This is a genomic window from Cupriavidus laharis (genome assembly GCF_914271435.1).
GTDB classification, from domain to species: Bacteria; Pseudomonadota; Gammaproteobacteria; order Burkholderiales; family Burkholderiaceae; genus Cupriavidus; species Cupriavidus laharis.
The window spans coordinates 51,651-66,833 of the sequence record NZ_CAJZAI010000014.1 but is presented as its reverse complement, the minus strand read 5'-3'; the positions used below and the strand labels follow the sequence as shown (position 1 = coordinate 66,833).

The 15,183-nt window shown below is 64.0% G+C and carries 8 protein-coding genes and 1 pseudogene; 6 read left to right on the top strand and 3 right to left on the bottom strand.

Going from position 1 to position 15,183, the window contains the following annotated elements:
- Positions 1–55 precede the first annotated feature (55 nt).
- Both LDO29_RS22490 and LDO29_RS22485 read right to left on the bottom strand, forming a co-directional pair.
- On the bottom strand, positions 56–622 hold the full coding sequence (locus LDO29_RS22490) for a TetR/AcrR family transcriptional regulator (protein ID WP_224081949.1): 567 nt from the start codon (positions 620–622) through the stop codon (positions 56–58).
- Between the two features lie 342 nt (positions 623–964).
- The gene (locus LDO29_RS22485; RefSeq protein WP_224081948.1) at positions 965–1,474 is read right to left on the bottom strand and encodes a copper resistance protein CopQ; all 510 of its coding nucleotides are present in this window, start codon (positions 1,472–1,474) and stop codon (positions 965–967) included.
- A gap of 418 nt (positions 1,475–1,892) precedes the next feature.
- Here LDO29_RS22485 and LDO29_RS22480 point away from each other — a divergent pair, with 418 nt between their 5' ends.
- From LDO29_RS22480 to LDO29_RS22460, 5 genes are all read left to right on the top strand, one after another.
- Positions 1,893–2,771: an alpha/beta hydrolase gene (locus LDO29_RS22480; RefSeq protein WP_224081947.1), complete on the top strand. Its 879-nt coding sequence runs from the start codon at positions 1,893–1,895 to the stop codon at positions 2,769–2,771.
- Between the two features lie 270 nt (positions 2,772–3,041).
- Entirely contained in the window at positions 3,042–3,344 is a 303-nt protein-coding gene (locus LDO29_RS22475) for a hypothetical protein (RefSeq protein WP_224081946.1), read from the top strand.
- A 328-nt stretch (positions 3,345–3,672) separates the two neighbouring features.
- Entirely contained in the window at positions 3,673–4,371 is a 699-nt protein-coding gene (locus LDO29_RS22470) for an alpha/beta hydrolase (RefSeq protein ID WP_224081945.1), read from the top strand.
- 26 nt (positions 4,372–4,397) lie between these two features.
- A complete protein-coding gene (locus LDO29_RS22465) occupies positions 4,398–4,766 on the top strand; it encodes a hypothetical protein (protein WP_224081989.1) in 369 nt (122 codons plus the stop codon).
- A gap of 266 nt (positions 4,767–5,032) precedes the next feature.
- Complete coding sequence (locus LDO29_RS22460; RefSeq protein ID WP_224081944.1) at positions 5,033–5,281, top strand: hypothetical protein; 249 nt, start codon at positions 5,033–5,035, stop codon at positions 5,279–5,281.
- Positions 5,282–5,292: 11 nt separating this feature from the next.
- On the opposite strand, the pseudogene LDO29_RS22455 reads toward LDO29_RS22460, so the two are convergent.
- Positions 5,293–5,514: pseudogene (locus LDO29_RS22455) on the bottom strand (MFS transporter); the annotation flags it as partial.
- 509 nt (positions 5,515–6,023) lie between these two features.
- Between LDO29_RS22455 and LDO29_RS22450 the strand changes: the two are divergent.
- Positions 6,024–15,143 carry a hemagglutinin repeat-containing protein gene (locus LDO29_RS22450; RefSeq protein ID WP_224081943.1) on the top strand — a complete coding sequence of 3,040 codons (9,120 nt, stop codon included), beginning with the start codon at positions 6,024–6,026 and terminating at the stop codon, positions 15,141–15,143.
- Positions 15,144–15,183 lie beyond the last annotated feature (40 nt).

The window sequence follows — 15,183 nt, the reverse complement described above, 5'->3', positions numbered from 1 at the left end:
CGCCATGCAGCATTCGCCACATGACGGCTTTGCGCCAGACGTTGCGCGGAGAGCGTCAACCGGCCACGGCAGCCATCAGGGTATCGGCAGCAGCCTCGACACGGTCAGCCGTCCCGAAAAGGCGAGCCGAAATCAGCCCGCTCTGCAGCGAGCCGAACACAACTTGTGCCAGGCGTGGAGGCGGCACTGGGAACGGCGTGCTGCGTTGCTGCTGGGCGCGCTCCAGCAAGCCGGTCAGCCACTGCTCATTCATCAGGAAGAAGCTCTGCAGCAGCTTGTGGACCGACTCCGGCAGGCACAGGGTCTCGGCCGAGAGCATGCCGCACAGGCAGATCTGGTCGGAACCGCAGCTCGCGCGGAACGGAGCCAGGTAGATAGCTGCCTGCTCGGTCACGGGCAGCGTCGTATCGATTGAGCGAAGGCGTTCGGACATCATCGCGCTGTATGTCTTCACGGCCTCCAGGACGAGATCGTCCTTGGTCGGAAAGTAATAGTGGATGCTCGACGTCTTGACGCCGACGAGTTCGGCCAGGTCCCGGTAGCTGAACCCATTGAAGCCTCGACGCCGGATCAGGACCAGCGTGTGCTCGAGCAGTTGCTCACGGACGGTTTGCGTTTTCATGAGGCCAGTTTATCTACATGAAGATAGACGCTCAAGCGAGAACGCCCCGAGGCGCGGGTAATCCCTTAGGGCGCATTCACATAGGGGATAGAAGCCATAGGGCCTGTTCGCGCCTCGATGGAAACAGCCCCGGGACAACCGGAGCCAGGATTGGCTAACCAGGCAGGACCTGCGCGGCGAAGGTGATCATCGAGCCACTCGTCACGCAAACCAGCAGCCATCCGCCAAGCAGCAGGATACTGTTACGCAAGTTCATGATGGACTCCATTGCGGCCAGCCAGGCCCTGGGCGGGCCTGGCTGCCGTAGTAGAAATGCCGCCGGCCTGTCGGGCCGGCAGGCAATCAGGCGAGCGCGCCGTCGGTGTACGGGTCGAACTTGCCGACCTTGGCACCGTCCGTGTACGGATCGACGCTGCGGGCCGGCGATGCCGAAACGCTGCGCGTGTCCAGGCCGGCAACCGTACGGGCACCATCGGTGTACGGGTCGAATTTGCCAACCTTGGCACCATCGGTGTACGGATCCACGGCGCGGGCCGGCGATGCCGAAACGCTACGGGTGTCCAGACCGGCCACGATGCGGGCACCATCGGTGTAGGGGTCAACCTTGCCGATCTTCGCGCCGTCGGTGTACGGATCAGCCTTGCCAACGCGGGTGCCATCGGTGTACGGGTCGAACTTGCCGGTCTTCGCGCCATCGGTGAAGGCATCGGTCTTGCCGACGCGCAACGCATAGCCATACTTGTCACCGGCAACGCTGCTGTCACTGGGGCCAGCCGCCTGGACCAGCCCGCTGGCGAGCGCGGCGGCAAGGGTGGCTGCGGTAATCACGGTCTTGGCGAACTTGGCATTCATGATGGGCTCCTTGGCTGGCGACCTCCCGGGGGCGTCGCGGATTCGGTTCGTTGCTGGGGTCTCTTTCCGATCTCACATCTACTAGTAGATAGATGCGCTGACTTAAAAAAAGACCGTCTCACGGTATTGCGATGGCCCCGCTGCAGAACCAGCTTGCTTCCTCTTGCTGGTGGAGCAACGCTTCCATGACCGGAATACTATCTACTACTAGGTAGATAGTCAAGAAAAAACTTTTCTATTACCCTGATAGGTACGGTCGAGGCAAGCGCAATTCACTGATTTATAAGGATAAATCACTCGATCCAAGGTTGGCGCAATCGAGCGGGAACGAGTATTCCCTCCGGCCCCAGCCGTTGCAGTGCCTGTGCCAATCTCACCGCACCTGCTAGCCTTGACGGGCAACCTGCGCCCGAGCACCATGCTGCCCATTCCTGATCGCCCGATTCCCCGCTGGCTGGCCAGCACGGCTGGCATCGCCGTACTGGCGGGGCTTGCTCGCCATCTGCTCTTCCGCGCGCTCGAACGCGAGGCCTTTGTCACCCCCACCAACCCGCCGCCGGCCCCTGATCAGCCGGAAGCGACGCTGCATCACAGTACATTCCGGAGCGGCAACCGCCTGCTCCATGCCGCCTACGCGCCCGCGGCGCAAGCGCAGGCGCCTGCGCTGATGGTGTGCCACGGCGACGACGAATGCCTGTCCGACTGGGCGCCCGTGCAGGCCATGCTGTCGCATTCCGGCATCAGCACCTTCGTGTTCGACTACAGCGGCTACGGTGCAAGCAGCGGGCGACCAACTGTCCGGCACCTACGTGAAGACGCGCACGCGGCCTACAGGATGTTCCTGGCGGCTACGCCGGATGCAACCCAGCGCTACGTTCTGGGGCACTCGCTCGGATCAGGCGTGCTGCTGGATGTCGCGCATGGACTCAGGCCGGCCCCGGACGGTGTAATCATCGCCTCGGGCTTCAGCTCCGCGCGCGCGGCGGCGGTCCAGACTGGCCGCGTACCGCGGCAGCTGGCGTGGCTCCTGCCGGATCCGTGGAACAACGTGGCGCGCGCGCGCCGGCTGGAATTACCGCTGCTGGTCGTGCACAGCCGCGCCGATAATGTCCTGCCGCTGGCCCATGCGGAACGCCTCGCTCAAGCGGCATCGCACCTTCACGAGCTGGTGCTGTTTGATGGCATGCCGCATGATGCGGCCATCCTGCCGGACTACATGGAAGCATTCTGGGCGCCCGTCATCGCGTTCATGCATGCCTCGCGTGCACAAGGCATCCGACAGCGCGCGATAGCGTGATTCCCGACTCGGCCGCGGGAAACACGTTGACTTTGCGTTGACCGCAGGCATTGCCAGGCCGGAATACCAGTATGCGCGGATGGCATGAAACGCCGATGCCGCGATCGGGACCGGACAATCTAACCGAGTCTCCGCACCGCGGCAATCATCCTTGTGGGCTAGGCGCGACGAATGCGCAGGTTGAGATGCTTTTGCCGATTTCTTGTCTATATTGGTTCCCATGGCAAAAACATCGATTCTTCGCTGTTGATCAGCATTGGAGGTACTGCCATGCGTTGGCTCGCAAACTTGTTCAGTCCGCCGACCCCGGAAAAGATTGCCGAAAGGGAACTGCAAGACATGAGGCTGACGTTGTTCCAGGCCGAACGGCGCCTGCTCGAGGCGCAAATGCAGGTCGCCTACTATCGCGACATGGTCGCGTTCCTTGAAGACGTGGCAAAGAAAGGCGTCGAGGACGTGGTGGACAAGCGCCGCGCCGCTGCGCCTGCCGCCAGCGAGACGTCCTCGTCCGCGCAAGCACCGCGCGTAGCGCCCGGACTGACCACCGTACCGATCGTGCCGTCTGCCGCCTAGCCAGACGGCAAGCGATCGTACATCCCCTGGCTATCAGCGTTCTCTGGTGGCCAGGTGTAGCGCCGCGCAACGCGCACGACCCTGCTTTGGCGCCGACCACCGGTAATTGCCAGCCGCTGCGAGCACGCGCGCATTGGCACGCGTTCCATGGTGACCCGCAAGCGCTTTCCTAGCATGAGCGCTTGCGGACCCGCTCATTCTCCTTACCTGGCACGCCGCCGGCCAATCCGCATGGGGCGGAGGCGAAGCGGAACCTCCGTCGACCTGTGCGATACTCGCGCTGCCCACGCGCAAGCTGGCGCCCGGCTTATCAGACAGGAGTGCCCCCATGAACGAACTGCTGCCCGCGATCGAAATCGAGACCGCGCCGAATCCCGCTTTTACCGTCATCTGGATGCACGGCCTGGGCGCGGATGGCAACGATTTCGTGCCGGTGGTGCCAGAGCTTGGGCTGGCTGCCTCGCCCGGCGTGCGCTTCGTCTTCCCTCATGCGCCCGCCATGCCCGTCACATGCAACGGCGGCTATGTCATGCCAGCCTGGTATGACATCTACTCGCTCGACGAAGCCGGCCGGCGTGCCGACGAAAACGGCATCCGCATTTCGTGCGAACGCATCCGGGGGCTGATCGCGCGCGAAAACGCGCGTGGTATCGCCGCCGACCACATTGTGCTTGCCGGTTTTTCGCAGGGCGGCGCAATCGCCTACACCACCGCCCTTACCCACCCGGATGCACTGGCAGGCATCGTCGCCCTGTCCACCTATGTTCCCGCACCGGACACGCTGGCAGCCGAAGCCACGTCCGCCAATGCCGCCATCCCTGTGTTCGCCGCGCATGGCACGCAGGACGACGTCGTGCCGTTGCGGCTCGGCGAGCAGGCTCGCGACTTCCTGCTGGCTCGCCGGATTCCTGTGACATGGCACACCTATGCCATGCCGCATTCGGTCTGCCTGGAAGAGATCGCGGCCATCGGCGCGTGGCTCAATGCCGCGTTCGCCCGCATCACGCAGCAAACGGCGCAAGGTTGAGCATCGCCACAGTCATCACCACGAATATGAAAGCCGCCCCGCTCCCGAAGATCGATTTCAATACCCGCAAGGCGCTGTTGTTCGCATTGACCGCCGAGCGGCTGTCAGCCTACTACGAACACGGCAAATGGCTGACCGACGCGCAGGGCGCGACGCTGGCGGGCGAATGGCTGTCACGCTCCAGGCTGCAGCTCGCCCTGTCAGAGCGCCGCCTTCTGTCGGAACTGAGCGACCAGTTCGCACGCCAGCTTGCGGACACGCTCTCACGCGAAGCTGGACTGTATGCCTCGCACGAAATGATGGAAGCGCTCGACCCCAACTACCAGTCCGCGTTCGCGCACGACATGCTTGACGAATGCGAGCGACTGCTGCATGAAAATGGCATCAGCGACTAGTCGCGACTAGTTCAAGGGGCTTGATTGCGCGCCCATCTCCTAAGCTAGAGGTACCACTGCCATCAGGAGGCCGCCCATGCCACACCCGTCCCCCCACATCGGCCACTCCCTGCGCCGTGGCCTGGCCGAGGGCACCGTCATCGTTCTGCTGACCGCGGCCCTGATGGGATGCGAGGGAGTTCCGCGGGATACTACGGCAACACCTCCACCGCCCCGGCAGCCGATTGCGACCGGCGACGACGTGTACCCGGCACCAACCTCCGTGCGTGATACGCGGCCTCCGGCGCGCACGCCGTAGCGGGATCGCCGCAGGCCGGCCCTGGCGCAACGATTGCCGCCTCATTATCGGCGAAGCCCTGGGCAAGCCCGAACTGCGCGCCAAGCTGAAGGCCGAAGGCCGTACCGTTGCACAGCCGATCGACAGCCAGCTGCAGGCGAACCAGTTCTTCGATCAGTACCAGCTGCGTGTCACGCAGTTGATCCGAGGCGTGGGGTGGAAGACTAATGCGGCCTGAGTACGGGAGGCTCAAGGCGTGCGCGCAGAAACCGACGCCGCACGCCGCCCCTTCCCTAGTTCCCCGACATCCAGCCGCCGGAACACCAGCGCCGACAGCAGCGTGATCATGCTGACCACGACAACGGCGAGCCGGAAAGCTGGCCCCGCTTCCCCGATCCGCGCGGTGAACAGCGTCACCAGCCCGCCGCCGACCGTCACGCCAAGGCCGATGGCCAGCATCTGCACCATCGACAGATGCTTTCATAAGGCAGGCGATCCAACCAGCGCACATTCACCGAGCCTGTCGCTGGTACCCAACACAATGCAAATGATTGTGACATTTAGGGTACCGCCTATTCCTGGCGCAAGCCCCAGACCCGATAGTCCGAAATCGGATAGCTATTGAGCTTTCCCTATTTCGCGACAACATCAAAATGACCATCGTCATTCCCGCGTAGGCGGGAATCCAGCGTCTTTGAAGTCCCCCGAAGGGAGACAAAAAGTCACTGGGTCCCCGCCTGCGCGGGGACGACGAATATTTGGCGTTGTCGTGAATGATGGAAACCTCTCAAGGAAAGCCTGGAATTCAAATAATTTTAATTCTGATTTTATGAAATATAAATCAGGTAATTCCGAGCACAATTTCGAACTTATTCGATTCTAATTCGGAGCTGAGTCCGCTATTTTCCGTCTAGCTTAGGCGCAGTCCAGCCTCGCGCAGGTCTATCCACGCCTACCCGTTTCTCCTCGACAACAACGAAATGAATAAGAACACCCATCGCCTGGTCTTCAACGCCGTGCGAGGCATGCTGGTAGCAGTCCAGGAAAATGCGGTCGGACGCGGCAAGGGGCGCCAGGGCTGTGCCGAACGCCAGGGACAAGGCACGACGTTCCATCCCGTGCTGTGGCTGACGGTCATCGCGGCATCGATGATGGGCTTGCCCGTGATCCTGGCGCAAACCGCGCAGGCTCAGACCCTGCCGATCCAGGTGGACAAGAACGCGCCGGGGGCGCGTCCGGTGATGGGGGTGGCTGCCAATGGCGTCCCCATCGTCAATATCGCCGCTCCCAACCGCAATGGCGGGACCAGCGTTAACAACTTCATCCAGTACAACGTGGGGCCTTCCGGCGTCGTGCTGAACAACAGCGGCCAGAACTCACAGACTCAGATTGCAGGTTGGGTCCAGGGAAATTTGCAACTAGGCAACAATAGCGCCGGTGTGATCGTCAACCAGGTGACAGCTCCCAATCCCTCCCAGCTGATGGGCATGCAGGAGGTGGCTGGCAATCGCGCGACGGTAATTTTGGCCAATCCGGCGGGCATTAGCTGCTCGGGCTGCGGCGTGATCAACGCAGATCGCTTTACCCTCTCGACGGGCCGCGCGCTGTATGGGCCGGATGGCAGCCTCTCCGGCTTTGACGTGCGGGATGGACATATTGCCATCGATGGCCAGGGCTTGTCGAGCCCGCAAGCGCAAGTGGACCTGCTGGCGCGCTCGATTTCGATCAACGCGGAACTGTGGGCCAAGCACATCAATGCCATTGCCGGTGCAAACCAGGTGGACTACCAGAACCTGAACGCCACCGCCCAAGCGGGCAATGGCGCAGCGCCGCAGTTCGCGCTGGATGCCTCCGCGCTCGGCTCGATGTACGCGAACGGTGCCATCCGCCTGATCGGCACGGAGAAGGGCGTGGGTTTCAACCTGGGCGGCATTGCCGACGCGCGCGGCGGCGATATCACCGTGGACAACAACGGTGATGTGCGCGTGCTGGCGAGCGGTCGCCTGCAGTCGCAAGGCAACGCAAGCATTACTGGCACCAACCTCGACAACGCCGGGACCATCACCACGCGCGGCGCGATCACCGCCACGACGCCCGGCCAGTTGACCAACACTGGTACCGTGGCCGCCGGCTCCGACCTGCTGGCCCAGGCCGACCGCATCGCCAACGCCGGCACCCTCGGCGCCGGAGTCGATGCCAACGCCAATGTCACCGGCGCCGGGACCGCCAACATCGCGGCACGCACGGCGCTCCAGACTAGCGGCGCCATCGTCGCGGGCTCGGACGCCAACCTCTCCGCGCCGACGCTTGACCTGACCAACGGCTCGGTCGTCTCGCACAACACGGCCAACCTATCGGCCTCGGGCGACATCGTCAACCGCAATGCCCGCGTGGAAGGCACGGCCCTTCGCGTCGCGGCCGGCGGCAACGTGGATAACCAGGGCAGCACGCTGGTGGCCGGCGTCAATGGCGGTACGGTCCAGGCCACCAACCTGCTGAACCAGGGCGGTGCCGTCACCAGTGGCGGCACGCTCGATGTCGCCGCCTCGCAAGCCGTGGAGAACACCAGCGGCACAATTGCCGGGACCGGCGCTACCACCGTGGTGGCAGCCAGCACGATCAACCGGGGCGGCACCCTCGGCGCCGTGCAAGACAAGCTACTTGTTAGTGGCGCCCTCGACAACACGGGCGGCAAGGCCATGGCCGCTGGCGACCTCAAGGTGGCCGGTGGTGCCATCATCAACGACCAGGGCCAGATCTCCGGGCAGACCGTCAGTCTCGACACCCCGGGCCTGGGCCTGAGCAATACCCAGGGCACGATCCAGGGCGCCAGCAACACCCACATCGCCGCGAGCAGTCTGCAGAACCAAGACGGCACCATCACCAGCGGCGGTACGCTGGACGTCCAGTCGGCAGGCCAGATCGGCAACCAGCGCGGCACCATTGCCGCCGATGGCAGTGCCACCATCGCCGCAAGCCAGACCGACAACCGGGGCGGCACGCTGGGCTCCGTCAATGACAAGCTACTTGTTACCGGCGCCCTGGATAACACGGGCGGCAGGGCCTTGGCGGGCACGGATATGTCGCTGTCCGGCGGCACCATCGTCAACGACCACGGACAACTCTCGGCGGGCGGCAACCTCAAGGCGGATACCAACGGCCAGGCGCTGACCAATCGCGCAGGCGTGATCTCCGGCGGAACGGTCCAGACCGACACCGGCGCCTTCCAGAACCAGGGCGGCGTGCTGGCGTCCCAGGGCACCCTGCAGAGCGACACTCACGGCCAGGACTTCGACAACAGCGCGGGCGGCCAGGTCATCGCCGGTGGCCCGCTCGCCCTGAACACGGCTGCCCTGAACAACCAGGGCGGCACGATCTCGGGCCAGCAAGCCGTGACGGTCAACGGCACCGCGCTGGACAACACCAGCGGCAAGATGCTGGCCGGGGGGCCGCTAGCCGTGACCGGCGACAGCCTCGCCAATGGCGGAGGCCAGGTCGCTAGCAACGCTGACGCCACGCTACGGATTGCCAACACGCTTGAAAATTCCGCTGGCTTTGTGCATGCCAGTGGCACCCTGGACGCGCAGGCCGGGACGATCCTGAACCGCAATACCCTTGGCGGCACCGATGCCAATCCGCTTGGCCTGGAGGGTGGCACGGTCAAGCTGGCCGCCACCACCATCGACAACAACCAGGGCGCGCTGCGGGCGGACACCGCGCTGGAGGCCACGGCGGCCTCGCTGGACAACACGCAAGGCGAGGTCACATCGGGCGGTACCGCGCAGCTCAACGTAGGGGCCACCACCAACACCCAGGGCCTGCTGGCCGCCAACCAGAAGCTGGGCCTGACCGGTACCAGCCTCACCGGCGACGGCAAGGTGCAGTCCCAGGGCGACATCGACCTCAAGCTGGCGAGCGACTTCCGCAACACCGGGGAGATTGCTGCAGGCCGCAACCTGGCGCTGGACACGACCGGTGACGTGGACAACCTGGGCACGATGAAGGCCGGCGCCGCGCTGGACCTGCATGGCCGCAATGTCTCCAATGCGGGCGAGCTGTATGGCGCTGTGGCTAGCACCATCCGCGCCGACCAGTCGGTGACCAATACGGGCCTGATCGATGGCGGCGCGGTGCGCATCGAGGCCGGCACCACGGTGACCAACGTGGACCGGATCTTCGGGGATTCGGTGGCCATCGGCGCCGGGCAGCAGATCGTCAACGATGTGAATCCGGTGACAGGAAACGGCGGCGTGATCGCTTCCCGTTCTGGTGACGTGGACCTGGGCGCGCCCGAGATCATCAACCGCGAGCACAGCCTGATCTACGCGTCGCAGGACCTCAACGTCGGCGGCACGCTCGATGCCAACGGCAAGGCCACGGGCCAGGCGAACTCGCTGCTGAACGCCTCGGCCACCATCGACGTGGTGCGCGATGCCAATTTCAATGTTGCCGCCGTCACCAACCGCAACGACCACTTCAGCACCGAGCGGATCGACACCGGCACCGTGCACAGCCAGGGGTACCGGCTCAATGGCTCCGATCAGGAATTCAAGCCCGAAGACGTGATCCTCTACCAAGTCGACAACGGCACCTGGGCACCGGGGACCGATCCGGCTTTCCTTGGTGACGACGACAAGAAGGTCCTCGTGCTGCCTTCGGCGCAGTACCCCTTCGCGCAGTTCGGCCCGCCGTTTGACTGGTCGCGAAACGTGACGGGCGGCGGCGGCAAGCCGGTCGGCGCGGCCTACGTTCCGCCGTCGTACGACTTCTACAACGACACCATGAATCCGGAGGTGTTCGTCTATCAACCCGGCGATGCGATCTGGAGCAAGCTCGGCGTCCAGGCGCCCACGGCTGCCCCGCCCCTACCGGTCTCGTGCGGCGACACGCCCACGTCCGCCTGCCAGGCGAAGTACGACGCCGATACGGCCACCTACAATGCATGGCGCGATGCGAACAAGCCGCTTTACGATCAGCTGAACAGCCAGATCAACGCCTTCAACGGCGACTTCAACAGCCGCCAGGTCAAGGAATTTTTCATCGTCAACAAGGATACGAACATCCAGGACGAGAAGGTCTTGACCACCGATCCCGCCAAGATCCTGGTCGGGCGCCACGCGACCTTCCCCGGCGACGTCACCAACGACAAGAGCCAGATCCTGGTGGGCGGGGACCTGAACATCGACGCCAACCACCTGCACAACCTGGACTACGACGCCACGCGGATCGAGACCGTCAGCGGCACGCAGGACTGGACGTTCATCAAGTCGCACGCGTTCAAGGGCGACGACCGGCGCTACACCACCTCGGCCCTGGACACCATCGTCACCCCGGTGCCGCTCAAGCTCGCCTCCGCCCTGGCCGACCGCAATCTCGGCACCGTCGGGCACGACGGCAGCGCACCGGGGCAAGGCGCGGGCGTTGGTCCGATTGCCGGGGCGCCTCTGTCCTCGCAGCCCGTGCTGAAGGAACTCACGCTGCCCGCGACGGACGCGCTGGCCTCCAATGGTCCTGGCGCCCATCTCGGTGGCGCCGTCATCCGCCAGGTCACGCCTGCCCTGGCCGTGCCCAACAATGCCCTCTTCCGCACGCACCCGGAACCCGGCGCGCGCTACCTCATAGAGACCGACCCGCGCTTCACCGACCAGCGCCAGTGGCTGTCCAGCGACTTCATGCTGACGCAACTCGGCCAGGACCCCACCAACGTGCTCAAGCGCCTGGGCGACGGCTTCTACGAGGCCCGCCTGGTGGCGGATGCGGTCATGCTCGGCACGGGCCAGCGCTTCGTCGGTGACTACACCGACAACGAGCAGCAATATATCGGCCTGATGAAGGCGGGGGTTTCCTTTGCGCAGAAATTCCACCTGAACGTCGGCAGCGAGCTGACCGCCGACCAGATGGCCGCATTGACCACGGACCTCGTTTGGCTGGTCGAGAAGACCGTGACGCTGCCCGGCGGCAGCACGCAGCGCGTGCTGGTGCCCCAGGTCTACCTGATGTCCCGCGTGGGCGACCTCAAGGGCGACGGCGCCCTGATCTCGGCCAACAACACGTCGATCCATACCAAGGGCGATGTGGTCAACACCGGCACGATCTCCAGCCGCAACGTCACCCTCATCGACGCGCAGAACATTCATAACAACGGCGGCACGCTCAACGGCGGCACGCTGGCGCTCAACGCGCAGGAGGACATCAACAGCCTCGCGGGCAAGATTTCCGGCAATGCCGTGCTGGCCTATGCGGGACGCGATATCAACCTGGCGAGCACCACCGCCAACGGGACGGGCAAGGCCGGCAGCAGCAATACCGTGCTGGCGGGCGTGTCGTCGGTCAACGCCGACACCGCCACGCTCGTGGCCGGGCGCGACCTCAACGCCAAGGCCGCCAGCCTGCAGACCACCGGCGACCTCGCCATGGGCGCCGGGCGCGATGTCAACCTCGGCACGGTCACCGTGGCCCAGACCGAGCACTCCGAGCACGACGCCAAGAACAAGAGCGACCTGTCGCGCAGCACCGAGATCGGCAGCCAGGTCAGCGCGGGCGGCAACACTACCATCGTGGCGGGCCGCGATGTAAATGCCACCGCCGCCTACGTCAACGCCGAGGGCGCCCTCGCGGTCGGTGCCGGGCGTGACATCAACGTCCAGGCCGGCCAGGCCAGCGCCTCGGTGCGCGACGAGCACTTCACCCAATCCAACGGCTTCCTGTCCTCCAGCTCCACCCACAGCATTGACGCCAACGCCCATACCGAGGCGCTGGGCAGCACCCTGTCGGGCAACACGGTGGACATGAAGGCTGGTCACGACATGACCATCGCGGGCAGCACGGTCGCAGGAACCAGCAATGTCAACCTTGCGGCAGGCAACAACCTAACCGTCACGACTGCTGAGACCACCTCGTCCGGCTACAGCTTCAAGGAAGAGAAGAAATCGGGCTTCGGGGCGACCGGCTCGGGACTGTCGTACGGCAACCGGGACCAGAAGGACACGACCAATGATAGGGGCACGCAGCAAGTCGGCAGCCTGGTGGGCTCCACCGATGGCAGCGTGCGCATGCAGGCCGGCAGTACCCTCACCGTCAAGGGCAGCGACCTGATCGCCAAGCAGGATGTCACGGGCGTGGCCGCCGACGTGAACATCGAGGCGGCGCAGAACCGACAGCACCACGACGAAACGCACGAGGTGAAGCAAAGCGGCTTCACGCTGGGCGTGTCGGGTGGCGCCATCGGTGCGGCAATCAACGCGGGCAACAAGATCAGTTCCGCATCCAAGAGCGAGGATGGCCGCGCCTCGGCGCTGTGGGGCATGGCGGCGGCACGCGATGTGGCCGACGCCGCCCAGGGCATGGGCAATCCGACGCAAGGCGCGGCGGTGACGCTCTCGTGGGGCACCAGCCAGAGCAAGCAGACCCTGACCCAGGACAGCACCAGCCACAATGGCTCGCGCGTGCAGGCGGGCGGCACGGCGGCGTTCGTCGCGACCGGCGTGGATGCCAACGGCAACCAGACGGCGGGCAACCTGAACATCGTCGGCTCGGACATCGACGCCAAGAAGGTGGCGCTCGGCGCCAAGCACGATGTGAACATCGTCTCGGCGACCGATACCGACGAAAGCCACAGCACCAACAAGTCGAGCAGCGCAAGCGTCGGCGTCTCCTATGGCATAGGTCAAGGCCAGGCGGGCCTCGGCGTTTCCGCCTCGGCCTCGCAGGCCAAGGGCAACTCGGACAGCACCAGTGCGAGCCAGAACAACAGCCATGTGAACGGCCAGGAGTCCGTCACCATCGTGTCGGGCAACGACACCCACATCCTTGGCGCCACGGTCAGCGGCGGCAAGGTGATAGCGGATGTCGGCGGCAACCTGAATCTGGCCAGCCGCCAGGACACCGGCGAGTCCCACGCCCAACAGCAAAGCATGGGCGGCGGTGTCAGCATCAGCCAGGGCGGCGGGTCGGCCAGCTTCTCCGCATCCAAGGGCAAGGCCGATGGCAGCTATGCCAACGTCTCCGAGCAGTCCGGCATCTATGCTGGCGAGGGTGGCTTCGACATCAACGTCAAGGGCAATACCGACCTGAAGGGGGCGGTGATCGCCAGCGAAGCGAGCAAGGACAAGAACAGCCTGACCACCGGCACCCTCACCTGGAGCGACATCGCCAACCACTCGGACTACAGCGCCACCTCGATGGGCATCTCGGGCGGCGGCACCATGGGCAGTCCGAATAGCCAAAACAACAGCGGGCCGACCTCGGGCAAGAACACCGGCGGCATCAGCCCGATGATCCCGCAGCACAAGAGCGGCAGCCAGGATGGCGTGGCGCAGTCGGCGGTGGCGGACGGCACCATCACGATCAAGGATGAGGCCAACCAGAAGCAGGACCTGGCCACGCTCAAGCGCGACACCACGGGCACCAACAGCCAGGTGGGCAACAACCCGGACCTGGACAAGCTGCTGAACAAGCAGGCCGACATGATGGCAGCGGCCCAGGCGGCGGGTGAAGCGGTGGCCAAGACGGTGGGAGATATTGCGAAGGCCAAGCTCGATGATGCCAACAAGCGATACGCCGTCGCGGCGGAAGCAAACAAGCAGAATCCGAGTGCCGAGAACCAAGCGGCCATGGAGGCGGCCCAGGCCGACATCGACGGTTGGAAAGACGGCGGCAGCTATCGGGCCGCGCTGCACACCGCCGGTGGTGCGCTTATCGCGGGCCTCGGTGGCGGCAATGCGTTGGCGGGAGCGGCTGGCGCTGGCGCCGCGTCATTGGCCGGCGGGAAGCTTGGCGAGTTGAGCAACGCCGTGGCTGGCGGCGCCGATACCGGCAACGCGGCGCTGAACGAGACCCTCGGCAATATCGCCGCAAATATCGTGGCGGACGGCATCGGCGCGGCAGTGGGCGGAGGGTCAGGAGCTGCGACGGCGGCCAATGTGGATCGCTTCAACCGGCAGTTGCACCCCAGCGAAGAACAGAAATTGAAGGAACTCCAAAAGGGTAAGACAGCAGAGGAGCAGTACCGGCTCGCGGCGGCAGAGTGCGCACTGGTGCATTGCGCGGATGGTGTTCCCGATAGCAGTGCAAATAAAGCGCTCTTGCAGAAGATGCAGAATGACGGGCAGAACTACACTGCAGAGCAGGCACAGCTCCAAAAGGCTGGCGCTTTCGACGGCTATGGCACTGCGGATCGTATCAACGACCTGGCCGACAGATATCAGGTTTCTAATCGCGCAGTCGGCGCAGTGCAAGGTGTCACAGGCGCTGCCGCTGGTGCGGTAGCGCTTGGTGCTGGGTGTGCAAGCGTCGTAGCGTGTGCAGCAGGTGCGGTAGTCGCGGGTACAAGCTTGGACTATTCAAAGGCCGGCTTTACACAACTGGTGAACGGAGACCCATCGCTTACATATGGGGAACAAGCTTTGCAGAGTTTGGGGTTAAGCCCGCGAACGGCAGCACTGGCGTATGCTGCAGCTAGCCTGGGCGGAGCGGCCACTGGGGCAGCATTAGAGAATCAGGTTGGTAAGCAGGCTGCGGCCTTTAACGATGCGGCTCGCCTGTCCTATACCTCGATAGAGAAGTTTGGTGCTCAGGGCATGGACCCGACAGCCGCTGTCATGAGCACGTCGCAGGCACAAACACTTGTGAAAGCTTACACTGGTGCTGGAGTGCCTTTGCAAGATGCACAAAAATATGCTGCTGGCCTAATTGAAACGGGCACTTCATTGCCAACGACGTTGGCCGTCAATGCAGATACCGAGCTGATTAAAGTCGTTCCCAAGGGAGCTTTCGGGGGAGATGTAGTCACTCCGTATTCCCCGTACTTCATGACGCGAACCGAATACGATGCACTGTCGAAGCTGCCATCCGATCAGATTGCAGCCAAACTCGGTTTGCCCGCTGAACAGGCGGTTCGGGGATCGCAACTTGGCTTTGATGTGTATTCGATGAAGCCTCTGCCAGGAACCGATCCGCAAGCCTTTACGAGCAAAGTTGCACCGGTGCAGCAAGGCGCATATTCAGCACCGGGCGGTGCTCAACAGGTGTTGATACCTAACCGAAGCCAGTGGAGTGATCCAAATAAAAACAAGATCGGTGAGATAAAGGGAAATCGGTGAGAGGTCCTGGTTGTGGTTACTCTTGTATTAACCGGAGACT